The 15,996-nt window shown below is 55.3% G+C and carries 13 protein-coding genes; 9 read left to right on the forward strand and 4 right to left on the reverse strand.

Annotated elements, in window-relative coordinates:
* The first annotated feature begins 212 nt into the window (after nucleotides 1-212).
* Nucleotides 213-1,673: a beta-Ala-His dipeptidase gene (gene pepD, locus K6K13_RS16525; protein WP_222157963.1), complete on the forward strand. Its 1,461-nt coding sequence runs from the start codon at nucleotides 213-215 to the stop codon at nucleotides 1,671-1,673.
* Nucleotides 1,674-1,728: 55 nt separating this feature from the next.
* On the opposite strand, the gene dinB is transcribed toward pepD, so the two are convergent.
* Together dinB and K6K13_RS16535 are read right to left on the reverse strand one after the other, a co-directional pair.
* Nucleotides 1,729-2,775: a DNA polymerase IV gene (gene dinB / locus K6K13_RS16530; protein ID WP_222157964.1), complete on the reverse strand. Its 1,047-nt coding sequence runs from the start codon at nucleotides 2,773-2,775 to the stop codon at nucleotides 1,729-1,731.
* 56 nt (nucleotides 2,776-2,831) lie between these two features.
* A complete protein-coding gene (locus K6K13_RS16535) occupies nucleotides 2,832-3,641 on the reverse strand; it encodes a helix-turn-helix transcriptional regulator (protein WP_222157965.1) in 810 nt (269 codons plus the stop codon).
* A 191-nt stretch (nucleotides 3,642-3,832) separates the two neighbouring features.
* On the opposite strand from K6K13_RS16535, the gene K6K13_RS16540 reads away from it, so the two are divergent.
* Both K6K13_RS16540 and dpaA read left to right on the forward strand, forming a co-directional pair.
* Nucleotides 3,833-4,603 carry a class I SAM-dependent methyltransferase gene (locus K6K13_RS16540; RefSeq protein WP_222157966.1) on the forward strand — a complete coding sequence of 257 codons (771 nt, stop codon included), beginning with the start codon at nucleotides 3,833-3,835 and terminating at the stop codon, nucleotides 4,601-4,603.
* A 224-nt stretch (nucleotides 4,604-4,827) separates the two neighbouring features.
* Complete coding sequence (dpaA, locus tag K6K13_RS16545) at nucleotides 4,828-5,550, forward strand: peptidoglycan meso-diaminopimelic acid protein amidase (protein WP_222157967.1); 723 nt, start codon at nucleotides 4,828-4,830, stop codon at nucleotides 5,548-5,550.
* On the opposite strand, the gene K6K13_RS16550 is transcribed toward dpaA, so the two are convergent.
* Together K6K13_RS16550 and lpcA are read right to left on the reverse strand one after the other, a co-directional pair.
* On the reverse strand, nucleotides 5,521-6,288 hold the full coding sequence (locus K6K13_RS16550) for a class II glutamine amidotransferase (protein ID WP_222157968.1): 768 nt from the start codon (nucleotides 6,286-6,288) through the stop codon (nucleotides 5,521-5,523). The genes dpaA and K6K13_RS16550 overlap by 30 nt on opposite strands.
* A 38-nt stretch (nucleotides 6,289-6,326) precedes the next feature.
* Nucleotides 6,327-6,911: a D-sedoheptulose 7-phosphate isomerase gene (lpcA, locus tag K6K13_RS16555; protein WP_222157969.1), complete on the reverse strand. Its 585-nt coding sequence runs from the start codon at nucleotides 6,909-6,911 to the stop codon at nucleotides 6,327-6,329.
* A 359-nt stretch (nucleotides 6,912-7,270) separates the two neighbouring features.
* Between lpcA and fadE the strand changes: the two genes are divergently transcribed.
* The 6 genes from fadE (at nucleotide 7,271) to K6K13_RS16585 (ending at nucleotide 15,994) form a co-directional block, all read left to right on the forward strand.
* Complete coding sequence (fadE, locus tag K6K13_RS16560; RefSeq protein ID WP_222157970.1) at nucleotides 7,271-9,709, forward strand: acyl-CoA dehydrogenase FadE; 2,439 nt, start codon at nucleotides 7,271-7,273, stop codon at nucleotides 9,707-9,709.
* 176 nt (nucleotides 9,710-9,885) lie between these two features.
* Complete coding sequence (gene atoS, locus K6K13_RS16565; protein WP_222157971.1) at nucleotides 9,886-11,736, forward strand: two-component system sensor histidine kinase AtoS; 1,851 nt, start codon at nucleotides 9,886-9,888, stop codon at nucleotides 11,734-11,736.
* Nucleotides 11,733-13,139, forward strand: a complete 1,407-nt coding sequence (gene atoC, locus K6K13_RS16570) for an acetoacetate metabolism transcriptional regulator AtoC (RefSeq protein WP_222157972.1) — start codon at nucleotides 11,733-11,735, stop codon at nucleotides 13,137-13,139. The genes atoS and atoC overlap by 4 nt, the downstream gene beginning before the upstream one ends.
* Nucleotides 13,140-13,347: 208 nt before the next feature.
* Complete coding sequence (gene atoD / locus K6K13_RS16575; RefSeq protein ID WP_222157973.1) at nucleotides 13,348-14,007, forward strand: acetate CoA-transferase subunit alpha; 660 nt, start codon at nucleotides 13,348-13,350, stop codon at nucleotides 14,005-14,007.
* Between the two features lie 2 nt (nucleotides 14,008-14,009).
* A complete protein-coding gene (locus tag K6K13_RS16580) occupies nucleotides 14,010-14,675 on the forward strand; it encodes a 3-oxoacid CoA-transferase subunit B (protein WP_222157974.1) in 666 nt (221 codons plus the stop codon).
* Nucleotides 14,672-15,994, forward strand: coding sequence for a TIGR00366 family protein (locus K6K13_RS16585; RefSeq protein ID WP_222157975.1), 1,323 nt, complete (start codon nucleotides 14,672-14,674; stop codon nucleotides 15,992-15,994). The genes K6K13_RS16580 and K6K13_RS16585 overlap by 4 nt, the downstream gene beginning before the upstream one ends.
* The last annotated feature ends 2 nt before the right edge of the window (nucleotides 15,995-15,996 follow it).

Genomic DNA, 15,996 nt, shown 5'->3' on the forward strand with positions numbered 1-15,996 from the left:
CAAAGTATCGATGTAATGCGCTGACTTTTCCATCTTTGACAGCATAAAACACCATGACCATCGGTAATACAAATTGAAGATGCATCAAAAGATAAGGAAAGTGATATTCTGTCACTGACGTGCCGATTGCGGCGGCACACCCCGAAACGTTTAACTTGCAGTCCTTACGCACCTGATGCGCAGACGGGTCTGCTAACGAGGAGACGCTAATCGTGTCTGAACTGTCTCAACTTGCTCCCCAGCCTTTGTGGGATATTTTTGCCACCATCTGTTCCATTCCCCATCCTTCTTATCATGAAGAGGCGTTGGCGCAGCACATTTTAGCCTGGGCCAAAGGGCGTAATATTGACGCCGAGCGCGATGCAGTGGGCAATATCCTGCTGCGTAAAGCCGCAACGCCGGGGCTGGAAAACCGCAAAGCGGTGGTATTGCAGGCGCACCTGGATATGGTGCCGCAGAAAAACAATGACACCGTACACGATTTTACCACTGACCCGATCCAACCTTATGTGGACGGCGACTGGATCAAAGCGCGCGGTACCACGCTAGGCGCCGATAACGGTATTGGCATGGCCTCTGCACTGGCGGTGCTGGCCGACGATCGCGTGAAACATGGTCCGCTGGAAGTGCTGCTGACCATGACAGAAGAATCCGGTATGGATGGCGCTTTCGGCTTGCAGCCTAACTGGTTACAGGGCGACATTCTGATCAACACCGATTCAGAAGAAGAAGGTGAAGTGTATATGGGCTGCGCCGGCGGGATCGATTTTATCACCCGTCTGCCGCTGACGCGCGAAGCGCTGCCCACCGGCTTTTCCACCTTCAAACTGACGTTGAAAGGGTTAAAAGGCGGCCACTCCGGCTGCGATATTCATTTGGGTCTGGGTAACGCCAATAAGCTGCTGGCACGTTTTCTGTTCCAGCATGCTGCGAAAACGGATATTCGCGTATTGGATTTAAACGGCGGCACCCTGCGTAACGCCATTCCGCGTGAGGCCTTCGCCACGCTGGCCGTTCCGGCGGACAACGTCGCCACGCTGAAAACGCTGGCAGAACAGTATCTGGCAACGCTGCAACACGAACTGGCTGCCGTGGAGAAAAATCTGACGCAGGTTCTTGAAGAAACCACCAGCGATGCCCTGCCGCTCACCGCCGAATCGCGCGATCGCCTGTTGGCCTTACTGAATTCCACCCCGAATGGCGTCATTCGAATGAGTGATGAAGTCAAAGGCGTGGTGGAAACGTCGCTCAACCTGGGCGTGGTCACCATGAACGCAGAACAGGCAGAAATCGTCTGCTTGATCCGTTCGCTGATTGACAGCGGTAAAGATGCTGTGGTCGGAACGTTGACGGCTTTAGGTCAGTTAGCGGGCGCTCACACCGCACCGAAAGGCGGCTACCCGGGCTGGAAGCCGGATGCCCATTCACCGGTGATGCAACTGGTGCGGGAAACGTACCAGAAACTGTTCGACACCACGCCGAACGTCATGGTTATTCACGCCGGGCTTGAGTGTGGTTTATTTAAAAAGCCCTACCCGAACATGGACATGGTTTCTATTGGGCCCACCATCACCGGACCGCATTCACCTGATGAACAGGTGCATATCGCAAGCGTAGGCCGTTACTGGCAACTGCTGACAGCGCTGCTGGCAGCTATCCCAGAAAAAGCGTAATCAAGGCGCGCCGGGGTATTTACTGCCACCGGCGCGTTTTTCACTTCACGCCCCGTTACTCCAAATTCAGCAGCAGTTGGCGTTCCATTTGCGGATCGAGCAACGTAACGTGCAACCCAACCAGCCTGACACCTCGCGTCTGACGCCGTTCTTCCCAGGTTTGCCGTGCCAACCGCAGCAGATCCTGCTTATTCAGCTCAGGCCATACGTGTTCCTGCGTGGTCTGGCAAAAATCATCAAACTTCAGTTTTACGCCCTGACGGGCGATATGCAGATCCGGTTTCACGCGCCGCAGGCGCAATTCCAGCTCCTGATAGAGTTGTTCCACCAGCCCCTCACACTCATGCCAGTGGTGGATATCGGTAGCCAGCGTCTTTTCCACCCCCACCGATTTACGCAGACGATCGGGAGACACCGCACGCTCGTCAATGCCGTGGCAACGCTCCCATAACACACGGCCAAATTTGCCAAACTGGCGCAGCAATTCGGCCAAATCGTACTGCCTCACATCTGCGCAGGTGTGCAACCCCTTCTCTTCCAACCGTTTTGCGGTCACCTTACCTACACCGGGGATTTTTTCCAGCGGCAGCGCCAGCAGAAAAGCGTCCATGTTGTTGGGGGTAATCACAAACTGGCCGTTAGGTTTATTCTGTTCCGATGCCACCTTGGCAAGGAACTTGATGGGCGCCACGCCCGCGGATGCCGTGAGTTGTAACTCATTGGCGATTGTCTGGCGAATGTCCTGCGCAATCAGTGTCGCAGAACCGTTACACAACGGGCTATCCGTCACATCCAGGTAGGCTTCATCCAGCGAAAGGGGTTCGATCAGCGTGGTGTAGCGGGAAAAGATATCTCGAATCAGGCGCGAGGTGGCTTTGTACACCTCCATACGCCCCGGCAGGAGCTTAAGCTGAGGGCACAAACGCAACGCCGTCGCCGTCGCCGTCGCCATGGCGCTGTGTACGCCATAGCGGCGGGCGGGATAGTTGGCGGTGCTGATCACGCCCCGTCGATCCGCACTGCCGCCAATCGCCAGAGGAATATCGCGCATTTCAATGGCGGCATAGAAGCAATCCATATCGACATGAATAATTTTACGCATACGCCCTCCAATTACTGTACAAAAATACAGTAATAAAAAACAGTATGCAAGTGAGATTAACGCGCTATGGGCCCATCGCCACTTTCAGCAGGAATCAACATCACCAGTTTGAATTCCTGGTGCAATGCCGGATGAAAAGTCTGCTGCTGATAAGCGATCGCCTGGCCTGTGGTGGCGTGGTGAAAGCGCCGCTCGCCACCTTCACGCGCCATCACCGCTTGTTGCGTCCACCAGCGTTCGAACTCACGGCTATCACGACACAATTGCATAATTAATTCACGCATCCGCTCATGGGAATAATGGCTCGATTCGGCACGAAATTCCGCCACCACACGGCGAGCACGCTCGGGCCAGTCCACCACCAGCTGCTTTGCCAGCGGATGAACAAACATGAAACGCAGCAGGTTAGGTTGCGGATCCTCACCTAACCAGCCACGAAACAGTCCCTGTGCCTGCCCGTTCCAATCCAGCACATTCCACATGCCATCCAGCAGATAAGCCGGACAATCCATATACCGTAACGCCGCCGTCACCTGTGTGCCCAAAGGCAAAGCCTCAGATTGTTTGTCCGGATCTTTAACATTTGCCAGGTTAAACAAATACTCGCGTGCGGCGGGTGCAAGCTGTAGCGCTTGTGCCAACCGTGACAGCGCGGCAGGAGAGACGGAGACCTCACGCCCCTGTTCTATCCAGGTGTACCTGGTGGTGCTGATGCGGCTCAGCTGCGCTAACTCTTCACGGCGCAAACCGCTGGTACATCGCCGCCCCGCTGCGGGTAGCCCGACTTTCTCCGGCGCAAGCATTTCACGCTGTGCACGCAAAAAAGCGCCCAACGCCTTTGGACCACTCAGTGAGCCATTACTCATGTTCTCTTGACCGTGTTGGTGAGCACTATGTTGGTTAACGCGAATCGTGTTAATCAAACCATCACTATTCTACACCAGTATAAATGTTCATATTTTACCCGTATTAGGCGCTCTCTATAGTAACAATAACTCGGGTCATTCAGGTCGACGTAGCGCTGCGTCTTACCTCCGTCAACAGCATGAGAGCAATCATGAAAACTACACCGAATCACCATCAGCACGTCGTTGAACAATTTGGCGCACAGGCGCAACACTATTTAAACAGCGCGGTACACGCACAAGGCAAAGATCTCACCTGGCTGGCACAGCGCCTTGCCGCGTTTCCCGATGCCCACATCATCGATGTGGGGTGTGGCGCAGGCCATGCCAGCTTTGTTGCCGCGCAGCACGTCGCCCGCGTAACGGCTTACGATCTCTCAACGGAGATGCTGAGCGTCGTGGCGCAGGCGGCCCAGCAGAAGGGGCTGAACAACATCCACACCCAACAGGGTCCTGCGGAGTCTCTGCCCTTTGCCAACGCCAGCGCCGATGTGATCATTAGCCGCTATTCGGCACATCACTGGCACGACGTCGGGCGGGCCTTACGTGAAATCCAACGCGTGTTGAAGCCGGGAGGCACGGTGATTCTGATGGATGTGGTTTCGCCAGGCCATCCGGTGCTGGATATCTACCTGCAAACGGTGGAAATGCTACGTGACACCTCACATGTGCGTAACTACGCGCCGGGTGAGTGGATGACGTTGCTGACCGAGTCCGGTTTTGCCATACGTCAGCTTCAGGCAGACAAGCTGCCGCTGGAGTTCAGCAGTTGGATTGCGCCTATGCGTACACCGCCACATTTCTCCACCGCCATTCTGGCGCTGCAAAAAACCTTGTCCGCCGAGGTCATCGACTATTTTGCGATTCAAGCCGATGGCTCATTCAGCACGGATATCATGACCATTGAAGCGCAACGCGCATAAATAGGACTGACACATCAGGTGACAATGTTTTTTCCTGTCAATACGCTTGTAGAAACGCAGAGAAAAAGCAGTGTCACCGTTTTCTTAACGTAAAAATGCCGTTTTGCTGCTTTTCTCGCTTGATAAAAATAAACGCAATGATAATGTGACTGCGCCTGTCTCATAAAAGATGAGCAGGGCAGCGGCTATCGTTTGTCACACAGCTTTTACCATCAGGATTAATAATGCAAAAAATCGCGCTGTCTATTGCGATGTTGTTTTTTTTGCCATCCGTCGTTGTTACCAGTGTCGCCAGTGAACCGGCTCCCATAGCAAAAGAATTAAAACAACAATTATTAGGTTCGCCGATCTATATTCAGATCTTCAAAGAAGAGCGGATACTGGAACTGTACGCCAAGGTAGGAAATGAATATCGCCTGCTGGACCACTACCCCATCTGCAAATATTCCGGCGGATTAGGGCCCAAGCGTGTCGAGGGCGATCTGAAAAGCCCGGAAGGCTTCTATCAGGTTGATCTGCGGCAGTTAAAACCCGATAGCCACTACTACAAAGCGATCAACATTGGTTTTCCTAATGAATACGACCGGGCGCAGGGCTATTCTGGTCGCTATTTGATGATTCACGGTGAATGCGTCTCTGTTGGCTGTTATGCCATGACCAACAACTATATCGACGAAATTTACCGTTATGCCGAAGCAGCGTTGCGTAATGGGCAAACCAAAATTGATTTGGCGATATATCCTTTCCGTATGACGGAAACCAACATGCAGCGCCACCGTAATTCCACGTATAACAGTTTCTGGCGTCAACTTCAGCCGGGCTATGCGTATTTCAACCAGAATTATCAGCCACCGTTAATCACAGTAAATAACGGACAGTATGTGGTTAACCCATCCGTTATCAGCAGTGAAAAACCATCACGCTATGCGTTCACCCAAACAAAATAGCACGAACTCACCTGGCATAATTTGATGCCAGGTTTCATTCCCCGTCAGCGGCTGCGTCGCCAGCACGGTCACCACATCGTTGGGTGTCGTTTGCTGCTGAAAATCGATTTCCACATCCTGATCCAATAACGTGGCCTTGCCAAAGGGCGCACGCCGCGTGATCCAGTACAGCTTGGTGGAGCAGTACCCCATCACAAAGCGTCCGTCAGAAAGCAGCATGTTGAACACGCCTTTACTTCTCAGCACGTCAGCTTGCGATGCGATAAAACGCAACACCGCAGGCCAACGGGTAGGCGAGCGTGGATAACGCTGCGCCAACTGATTGAGCAACCAGCAGAAGGCGTACTCGCTGTCCGTTTGTCCCACGGGGCGGAAATGGCCGGTTTTCAAACCGCGATACCCCTTCAACTGACCGTTATGGGCGAACGTCCAGTTACGCCCCCACAGCTCGCGAGTAAACGGGTGGGTATTTTCCAGCGTGACCGCGCCGCGATTCGCCTGACGAATGTGCGACACCACGGCGCAGGATTTAATCGGATACTCCTGCACCAAGCGGGCGATAGGAGAGTTGAAACTCGGCAACGGATCTTTGAACGTGCGACAACCATTGCCTTCATAGAAGGTAATGCCCCAGCCATCTTTGTGTGGCCCGGTGCCGCCGCCGCGCTGTATAAGCCCGGTAAAGCTAAAACAGATATCCGTCGGAACGTTTGCGCTCATCCCAAGCAGTTCACACATGTCCCCTCCTACCCCCTACTGCTAGCAACCTGGCGAGATTACTGCCCTTTTGCCATTTCTTTTTCAACTAACTGGATCAGGATATGAATCGCTTTGATGTGCACTTCCTGAATACGGTCAGCGTAACCGAAGTGCGGTACACTAATTTCAACATCCGCCGTGTCCGCCATTTTACCGCCGTCTTTGCCGGTCAGGGTGATGACCTTCATCCCTTTGGCGCGCGCGGCATCAATGGCCTTGATGATATTACCGGAATTGCCCGAAGTGGAAATCCCGAGCAGCACATCCCCTTCACGCCCCAGCGATTCTACGTAGCGAGAAAACACGAAATCGTAGCCAAAATCATTGCTCACGCAGGAGAGATGGCTGGGATCGGAGATAGCAATCGCCGGGTAACCAGGACGATTCTCACGATAACGACCGGTCAATTCTTCGGCAAAATGCATCGCATCGCAGTGTGAACCGCCATTGCCGCAGGAAATCACTTTGCCACCCGCCTTGAACGCATCAGCCAGCAGCACTGCCGCATTCTGGATCGACTGAATGTTCGCGTCGTCACTCAGAAAAGCGTCCAGCGTAGCCGCAGCCTCTTTCAGTTCACTACGGATTAAGTCCTGATACATAGGATCCTCTCGTTTTGTTCGGTAACAGGCGATAACTCTGCATCGCACCGAAGGCACGCGCAGAGGGAATGCTGGCAGTGTAACGGATCGTGGAAACCGCGAGAAGTATGCTATGCCGCAATCAAGACAATTGCTGATGTTTATCACTAGCGGGGTAAAAACGCACCAGTTTGTGAGTTAAGTTGTAATTGCGTTGTAAATAAATTGATAAAAAAGACGCGATGCACTACACACTATACACATACAGGTCAGACCTCTTAGCAGATGTTTGCCGTAGTGATAACAGGATTGAGTGGGATGCGCGCAGGCGCACGTGAACGGATCGGATTAACGGCCGATGACAACTCTGGAGACGAACTATGGTCGCAGTCAGTATTCTTGTTTTGCTGATAATGGTGGGAGCCCTGTTTTATCATCGGGTGAATCTGCCGCTCAGCGCCGCGTTGCTCGTGGCCTACTTCGCGTTGATGGGTGCTGGTGGGCTGTGGTCCTACTGGTCGTTGTTGCCGTTACTGGTGGTGCTCGCGCCATTAGTCGTGAACGCGTTGCGCCAAAAGGCACTGTCGGCTCCGGCCCTGCGGGTGTTTAAGAAAGTGATGCCCGCCATGTCAAACACCGAGAAAGAGGCCATCAACGCCGGGACCACCTGGTGGGAAGGCGAACTGTTTCGCGGTGCACCGGACTGGAAGATGCTGCATAACTACCCGCAGCCGACATTGACAGAAGAAGAGCAGGCGTTTCTCAATGGCCCAGTGGAAGAGGCCTGCCGCATGGCAAATGATTTCCAGATAACCCATGAGTTGGCCGATCTGCCGCCGGAGCTGTGGGCATTCCTCAAGCAGCACCGCTTCTTCGCCATGATCATCAAAAAGCAGTACGGCGGGCTGGAATTCTCCGCCTATGCGCAGTCTCAGGTACTGCAAAAACTGGCGGGTGTCTCCAGCATTCTGGCGATCACCGTTGGCGTGCCTAACTCGCTCGGCCCCGGCGAACTGTTGCAACATTACGGCACTGAAGATCAGAAAGATCACTACCTGCCACGTCTGGCACGCGGTCAGGAAATTCCCTGCTTCGCACTCACCAGCCCGGAAGCTGGCTCCGATGCGGGCTCGATCCCAGATATCGGCATTGTGTGCTACGGGGAATGGCAAGGCGAGCAGGTGCTGGGTATGCGTTTAACCTGGAACAAACGCTATATCACGTTGGCACCGATTGCCACCGTGCTTGGGTTAGCGTTTAAGCTGCACGATCCCGATCACCTGCTGGGTGACGAAGACGATATCGGTATTACCTGTGCACTGATCCCGACCAGCACGCCCGGCGTCCAGATTGGTCGTCGCCACTTCCCGCTTAACGTGCCGTTCCAAAACGGCCCGACGCAAGGAGAAAACATTTTCGTACCGCTCGATTACATTATCGGCGGATCGAAAATGGCCGGTCAGGGCTGGCGCATGCTGATGGAATGTCTGTCGGTGGGGCGCGGTATTACGCTGCCGTCCAACTCGACCGGGGGCATGAAATCCATTGCACTGGCAACCGGGGCTTATGCCCACCTGCGCCGCCAGTTCAAAATCTCCATCGGCAAAATGGAAGGGATTGAAGAGCCGCTGGCGCGTATCGCAGGCAATACCTACGTTATGGATGCTGCCGCGACGCTGGTGACCGTCGGCATTATGCAAGGTGCCAAACCGGCGGTGCTCTCCGCTATCGTGAAATATCATTGCACCCAGCGCGCCGCGCTGGATGCCATGGATATCACCGGCGGTAAAGGTATCTGTCTTGGCCCTTCCAACTTCGTGGCGCGCAGCTATCAAGGCTCCCCCATCGCGATCACCGTGGAAGGGGCTAACATCCTGACGCGCAGCATGATTATCTTCGGCCAGGGTGCGATTCGCTGCCATCCCTACGTGCTCAAAGAGATGGCGGCAGCACAGGACGATAACCTGCACAGCTTCGATCGTGCACTGTTTGGCCATATCGGGCATGTCGGCAGCAATCTGGCTCGTAGCCTATGGCTGGGGCTCAGTAATGGGCATTTGAGTCATGCACCGACCAAAGATGCCACCCGCCACTACTATCAGCGGATGAATCGCCTCAGTGCCAACCTGGCTCTGCTGGCGGATGTGTCGATGGCGGTGCTGGGCGGTGACTTAAAACGTCGGGAGCGTATCTCCGCTCGACTGGGCGATGTGTTGAGTCAACTCTATCTCGCCTCGGCGACGCTGAAACGCTTTGACGACGAAGGCCGCCAGCAGGCCGATCTGCCGCTGGTGCACTGGGGCGTGCAAGATAGCCTGCATCAGGCCGAAGTGGCCTTAAACGATCTGCTGCGCAACTTCCCGAACCGTGCGGTGGCGGCAATCATGCGCATCGCGCTATTCCCGCTGGGTCAGGTCAGCCCGGCGCCGAGCGACCGTCTGGATCATCAAGTCGCCAAGCTGCTGCAAACGCCAAGCGCCACGCGCAGCCGTTTAGGACGCGGTCAATACCTGACGGCCAGCGAGCACAACCCGGTGGGTCTGCTGGAACAGTCGTTGCTGGAGGTGATGGCCGCCGAACCAATCCACCAGCGGCTGTCGAAAGCGTTAGGTAAATCCCTGCCGTTCATGCGGCTCGATCAGTTGGCAGAGCAAGCCTTGGCAGAAGGCGATATCACCGCGGAAGAGGCACAGATATTGATCCGTGCCGAAGCGAGCCGATTGCGCGCCATCAATGTGGATGATTTTGCACCTGAGGCACTGGCGGCTCAAGCACCGCAGGCCAAACCGGCAACCAAGAAATCCGTGGCTGTCGCCTGATAACCCGCCGGACTGCCCGCGCAGTCCGGCGTTTTCCGTTCTTCATTCTCAACGCTACATTACCGCACTGAACATATCATTATCCTGCTCAGTATCTGCGCGGAGTTTGAAGCGCCTCCGAGAAGCCCAAGGCCATTGCCCGGATAATTCCTCTTTTAGCTGAGAGGAAAGGATCGATGAGCACCCGTTTCAGTGGGTTACGTAAAGGCCTCAGTTGGATGTACCCGCGCCGTCTACGCAACCAGCTCATTATGATTGCGGTGTTCATGGTCACGATCCCCACCCTCACTATTGGCTACGTGGTAGAAACCGAGGGCCGGGCGGCACTGCTGCAAGAGAAAGAGAAAAAACTCTCTGCCATTACCCATCTGCTGGATGAAGCACTGGGGGACAGGTTCACGCATTTTGCCACCCTCCCCCATGCTGAGCGTATTCAGGCACTCAATCAGGAATTAGCCCCGATCACCGAGAGGATCACGCGCGCCTTTAACGGTGTTGGCGCTGGCTATTACCACCGCGCGCTGGATGCCATCATCACCTATGCCCCTTCGGCACAGTTCCAGTCCAACGTCGGTGTCACGATCAACGCCGACCACCCAGGCAGAGAAGTGATGTCCAGCAATCAGCCCAAGGTCTATTCCGGCAAGCAGGTGCGTGGCAACATCATGAATTCCATGCAGCCTATCACCCGCGATGGCAATGTCATTGGTTATATCTGGGCCAACGAGTTATCGGAAGATATCAGCCAGCAGGCACGGCGCATGGATATCAATATTGTCTCGGTGCTGGCGCTGGGTTTGCTGGTGAGCCTGTGCCTGATCATTCTGCTCTCTCGCCGTTTCAGTACCAGCATTGACGTGATCGCCCACGGGCTGGAGGATCTGGCGCAGAATCTGAATACCCGATTGCCGCCCTTATCGGGAGATTTGGGGAAGATCTCGCTCAGTGTCAATGCATTGGCGCAGGCGTTACGCGAAACCAAAACCCTCAACGATTTGATCATCGAGAGTGCCGCCGACGGCGTGATCGCCGTGGATAAACACGGCAATGTCACTACGATCAACCCTGCTGCTCAGGAGATCACCGGCTACCGGCAGGATGAGCTACTGGGCCAGCCGTATGCCAAAATATTCTCCAACACGCATTTCGACAGCCCGGTGCTGGATACGCTGCAAAAAGGCACCGAACACGTGGCGCTGGAAGTCAGTTTTCCCGCCCGGAATCGCACCATTGAACTGAGTGTGACCACCAGCCAGATCCATAATGCCCATAATGAACTGGTCGGCGCGTTGGTGATCTTCTCCGATCTCACGGCGCGTAAAGAAGTGCAACGGCGGCTGGCGCAAACGGAGCGTCTGGCAACACTGGGCGAACTGATGGCGGGCGTCGCCCATGAGGTGCGTAACCCGCTGACCGCCATCAAAGGCTACGTGCAGATCCTCAAGCAGCAGGACACCGACCCAATCCATCAGGAATATATTGCCATCATCCTGAAAGAAACCCACTCCATTAACCGGGTAATTCAGCAACTGCTCGATTTCGCCCGACCGCGACAGGGCTATTGGCAGTTGGTCAGCCTGAACCAGCTTATCGAAGAGTGTCTGGTATTGATCCAAACCACCGGACTGCAAGCCCGCATTGACGTGAGCAAAGATTTAGCGCCAGACCTCGAAGAGGTCGAAGCCGACGGCGAACTGCTGCGGCAAGTGATCCTCAACATTTTGATCAATGCGGTACAAGCCATCAGTGCGCGAGGGCAAATTCATATTCGAACCTGGCAAGTGGATGATGCGCGCCAGGCGGTCACCATCCGCGACACCGGCTGCGGTATTCCCGAGCAACACAAAAACAAGATTTTCGATCCCTTTTTCACCACCAAAGCGTCGGGCACCGGCCTCGGGTTAGCGCTCAGCCAGCGCATCATCAATGCGCATCAGGGAGACATTCAGCTTAGTAGCGACCCTGAACACGGCACCGCCTTTACCCTTTTGCTACCGATTCACCATCAGGGAAATACGCCGCGATGAAACAGACCTACAGTATCCTGATCGCCGATGATGAAGAGAATGTGCGCCGTATGCTCACCACGGCGTTTTCGCTTGCCGGTCAGCAAACATTTTGCGCCAGCGATGGCCGCGAAGCGGTGCGAACCTTTATCGATCACACGCCGGACGTGGTATTGATGGACATCCGTATGCCGCGACTCAACGGCATCGAAGCGCTGCAACAGATGCGCCAGCATCACCCTAAAACGCCCATCATCCTGATGACAGCCTACGCGGCCGTGGAAACCGCCGTTGAAGCGTTGCGCCACGGCGCGTTCGATTACGTGATCAAACCCTTTGATCTCGATGAACTGACGCTCATCATTCAGCGTGCGCTGCAACTTCAGGCGATGAAGCAGGAGATTCGCCATTTGCATCAGGCGCTGAGCGACAGTTGGCAATGGGGGCATATACTGACCAACAGCCCACGGATGATGGAGATCTGCCGCGACACGGCCAAGATTGCGCTCAGTCAGGCCAGTGTGTTGATCAGCGGTGAAAGCGGCACCGGCAAAGAACTGATCGCCCGCGCCATTCACTACAACAGCCGGCGCGCTAACGGCCCCTTTATCAAAATCAACTGCGCGGCGCTGCCAGAATCGTTACTGGAAAGCGAACTGTTCGGCCATGAGAAAGGTGCTTTTACCGGCGCTCAGGTGCAACGGCAAGGGCTGTTTGAGCGCGCTCATCAGGGAACCCTGCTGCTGGATGAAGTGGGTGAAATGCCGCTCAATTTACAGGTAAAACTGCTGCGCGTGTTACAAGAACGCGAGTTTGAACGGGTGGGCGGGCACAACACGGTGAAAGTGGATATTCGTATCATTGCCGCCACTAACCGCAACCTCGTCGCCATGGTCGATAGCGGCGATTTCCGTCAGGATCTGTTTTATCGCCTCAACGTGATCCATCTGGAAATCCCCCCGCTACGCGAACGTCAGCAAGATATTCCGCTGCTGGCCAACCATTTTCTGCAAAAGTTCTGTGCGGAAAACCGGCGTGAAATTATCGATATCGATCCGGCCGCGCTGGCGGTTCTACAAGCCTGGCACTGGCCTGGCAATATTCGCGAATTATCGAACGTGATTGAGCGTGCGGTGATCATGAGCACCGGCGTGGTGATTTTTGCCGACGATCTGCCCACACAGCTGCACTGCGCCACCAGCAACGCCGATGGAGAAAAACCGCCGCTGTCATTTACCCAGGGTGAATCCAGCCTGAAAGAAGCGATCAAGCGCTATGAAAAACAGGTGATTATCTCCACGCTGGAAAAACACCAGGGCAATCGCACCCACAGCGCATTGCAGTTGGGTATCAGCCGCCGGGCGCTGATGTATAAACTGCAAGAATACGGCATCGATACCCTCCTTCCGAAAACGGATACCTGACCCGCTTTTGCCTGAGAAGAAATTTGCGCACTGTGCAAATTCCTTCTCACCTCCCACCGCCTGCCAGACACCGTTCACAGCCAAAGCAACAAAAACAACCAATTGAAAAACATCATAAATAAAAATTTTATTGCCTGAAAAACACAGCTGGCACCCGCCTTGCTATTCCCTGCCCGTACCCACTTCGGCGTATACCAAGGGAAAAATAATGAAAGATAAACATCTTACCTTACCGCAGGCTAGCCGCTTGTTCCGTGATGGCATGACCATCATGGTGGGCGGTTTTATGGGAATTGGCACGCCCCCCCGTCTGGTTAACGCGTTACTCGATTCCGGCGTGCGCGACTTGACGCTTATCGCCAACGACACCGCGTTCGTCGATACCGGTATTGGCCCGCTGATCGTCAACGGCAGGGTGAAGAAAGTGATCGCCTCACACATCGGCACTAACCCGGAAACCGGTCGCCGCATGATTAACGGCGAAATGGAAGTGCAACTGGTGCCGCAGGGAACCCTCATCGAACAGATCCGCTGCGGCGGTGCCGGACTGGGCGGCGCGCTTACCCCAACCGGCGTCGGCACCGTGGTGGAAGAAGGCAAACAGCGCATCACGCTGGATAAAGTCACCTATCTGCTGGAACGGCCACTGCGCGCAGATTTGGCACTGATTCGCGCCCATCAGGCCGATGCGCTCGGCAATCTGACCTACCAACTCAGCGCCAGAAACTTCAATCCGCTGCTGGCTCTCGCCGCAGATATCACCTTGGTCGAACCGGATGAACTGGTCGCTATCGGCGACATCGCGCCAGATCGGGTGGTCACGCCCGGAGCCCTGGTTGATTACATCATTACCCCCGAGGAGCGTTAATCATGGATGCCAAACAACGTATTGCGCGCCGCGTGGCGCAAGAGCTGCAAGACGGCGATGTGGTCAATCTGGGGATTGGCCTGCCGACGCAGGTGGCTAACTATCTGCCAGAAGGCATTGATATCACGCTGCAATCAGAAAATGGTTTTCTTGGCCTTGGCCCGATAACCGAGCCGCATCCCGATCTGGTCAACGCCGGTGGGCAACCCTGCGGCATTCTGCCCGGCGCCGCGATGTTCGACAGCGCGTTCTCCTTTGCCCTGATCCGTGGCGGCCACGTGGATGCCTGCGTGCTGGGTGGCCTGCAAGTGGATGAAGAGGCCAATCTGGCTAACTGGGTCGTTCCCGGCAAGATGGTGCCCGGCATGGGCGGTGCGATGGATTTGGTTACCGGTGCGAAGAAAGTGATCATCGCCATGGAACACTGCGCCAAAGACGGCACCGCCAAAATCCTTAAACGCTGCACCATGCCGCTGACCGCACAGCATGCCGTCCATATGCTGGTTACTGAATTGGCGGTGTTCCGTTTTATTAACGGTGCCATGTGGCTCACCGAAATCGCACCGGGCCATGGCGTGGACAGCATTCGCGCCAAAACCGACGCGCACTTCGACGTGGCAGAACCGCTGCAACCGATGTGGCAAGCCACTGTCGGGGGTGATGCATGATAGGGCGTATCTCGCGTTTTATGACGCGCGTCGTCAGCCGTTATCTGCCCGATCCGCTGATTTTTGCCATGTTGTTAACGCTGATTACCTTCGGCGTGGCGTTGTGGCTCACGCCACAAACGCCGCTCAGCATGGTGAAACTGTGGGGCGATGGTTTCTGGAATCTGCTGGCATTCGGCATGCAGATGGCGCTGATCATTGTCACCGGCCATGCGTTGGCAAGCTCACCACCGGTCAAACGCCTGCTGCGTCTGGCGGCTTCCGCCGCCAAAACGCCGGCACAGGGCGTGATGCTGGTGACATTCTTCGGCTCTGTCGCCTGCGTGATCAACTGGGGCTTCGGTTTGATCGTCGGCGCGATGTTTGCACGCGAAGTGGCGCGCCGTGTGCCCGGATCGGACTATCCGCTCCTGATCGCCTGCGCTTATATTGGCTTTCTCACCTGGGGTGGCGGTTTCTCCGGCTCAATGCCTCTGCTGGCGGCAACGCCCGGCAACCCGGTAGAGCACATCGCCGGTCTGGTGCCAGTGTCTCACACCCTGTTTACCGGTTTTAACCTGTTTATCACGCTCGGCCTGATCGTCGTCATGCCGTTTGTGACCCGCATGATGACGCCGCGACCCAGCGATGTCATCTCCATCGATCCTGCGCTGTTAAAGGACGATACCGACTTCCAGAAAACCTTGCCTGCCGATGCGCCACCCTCTGAGCGTTTGGAAGAGAGCCGCATTCTGGCACTGATTATCGGCGCTCTGGGTGTCGTTTATCTGGGCATCTACTTTGCGGAGAAAGGGTTCAACATCACCATTAACACCGTCAACATGATGTTCATGATTGCCGGTCTGCTGCTGCATAAAACGCCTATGGCCTATATGCGGGCTATCAGCGCGGCGGCACGCAGTACCGCCGGTATTCTGGTGCAGTTCCCGTTCTACGCCGGTATTCAGCTCATGATGGAACATTCCGGGCTGGGCGGTCTGATCACCGAATTTTTCATCAACGTCGCCAATAAAGACACTTTCCCCGTCATGACCTTCTTCAGCTCTGCGCTGATCAACTTCGCCGTGCCTTCCGGCGGCGGCCACTGGGTTATCCAGGGGCCATTCGTGATGCCGGCGGCACAGGCGTTAGGTGCCGATTTGGGCAAATCAGTGATGGCCATCGCCTATGGCGAGCAGTGGATGAACATGGCACAGCCCTTCTGGGCGCTGCCTGCGCTTGCCATCGCTGGACTGGGCGTGCGCGACATCATGGGGTATTGCATCACCGCGCTGCTGTTCTCCGGGGTGATTTTTGTCGTGGGTTTGACGTTCTTTTAACG

This window comes from Symbiopectobacterium purcellii (assembly GCF_019797845.1).
Lineage (GTDB): Bacteria > Pseudomonadota > Gammaproteobacteria > Enterobacterales > Enterobacteriaceae > Symbiopectobacterium > Symbiopectobacterium purcellii.